This is a genomic window from Oleiphilus sp. HI0117, from assembly GCF_001635235.1.
Map to the genome: position 1 here is coordinate 1 of NZ_LWGA01000085.1, position 1,070 is coordinate 1,070.

Consider the following 1,070-nt stretch of genomic DNA (forward strand, 5'->3'; position numbering starts at 1 on the left):
TAGCACCATCTCCGACAGCAATAACCTGCTCACGCCCTATTTTTTCTTTCTTGGCTAATTCATCCAACAAAGCCGCTTTGCGCTGGCCGTCAACCACTTGGCCCGTCACGCACCCCGTTACTTTACCGTTTTTAATTTCCAACTCATTGGCATAAACATAATCAATACCAAGCTTATCCTGCAGCCCTTTAGCAAAGTATGTAAAACCGCCCGATAAAATAGCAGTCTTGTAACCCAGGCTTTTTAGCGTTGAGATCAACCTTTCTGCACCTTCAGTCATCTTAAGGCGCGCAGCTACTTTGCTTAGCACTTCTTCGCTCAAACCTTCCAATAAACCAACACGCCGAGCAAAGCTCTCAGTAAAATCAATCTCACCACGCATGGCTTGCTCGGTGATTTCAGACACCTGATCTCCGACACCCGCTTCTTTCGCCAGCTCATCGATCACTTCTGCTTCAATTAAGGTGGAATCCATATCAAAAACCACCAAACGACGATTACGGCGATAAATTGTGTCTTCCTGGAAGGCGATATCGACGTTAAGCTCACTGGCAATCTTTAAAAAGTCAGCTCTCAACGCCTCAGCATCCGGCACATTTCCGCGAACAGAGAACTCCAAACATGCCTGGCTCGACTGAGGATCGACATCCAAACCACGACGCCCGGACAGTCGGGTAATGTTGTCGATATTNAAATCATGCTCCGCAGTCACTTCAGAGACTTTAGCAATTTGCTCTGCAGTGATCAGGCGAGAAAGCAAGGTAACGATATAGCGCGCTTTACCCTTTCCTTCGACCCAATGCATATACTCTTCAGCACTCACAGCCTGAAAAGTAACTTGGAGGTTCAGCTCGTGCATACGGAACAAAAGCTCCTTCATCACTCCAGAAGAACTGCCTTCATTCGGCACTTCAACCAGAATCCCCCAGGTAAGGTGATCATGAATAACAGCTTGGCCAATATCCAGAATATTCAATTCATATTGCGCCATAATACCTGTAATTTCAGAGGTTAAGCCGGACTTATCACGCCCTGAAACATTAATCAGAATAATTTCACTCAATTACTTC

Annotated in this window: 1 protein-coding gene; it reads right to left on the reverse strand. The window is 45.9% G+C overall.

Annotation, left to right across the window (positions count from 1 at the left end):
- Positions 1 to 1,063: phosphoserine phosphatase SerB (serB, locus tag A3757_RS01255; RefSeq protein ID WP_068739026.1), on the reverse strand; the 1,063-nt coding region annotated here is incomplete at its 3' end.
- Between the last annotated feature and the right edge of the window lie 7 nt (positions 1,064 to 1,070).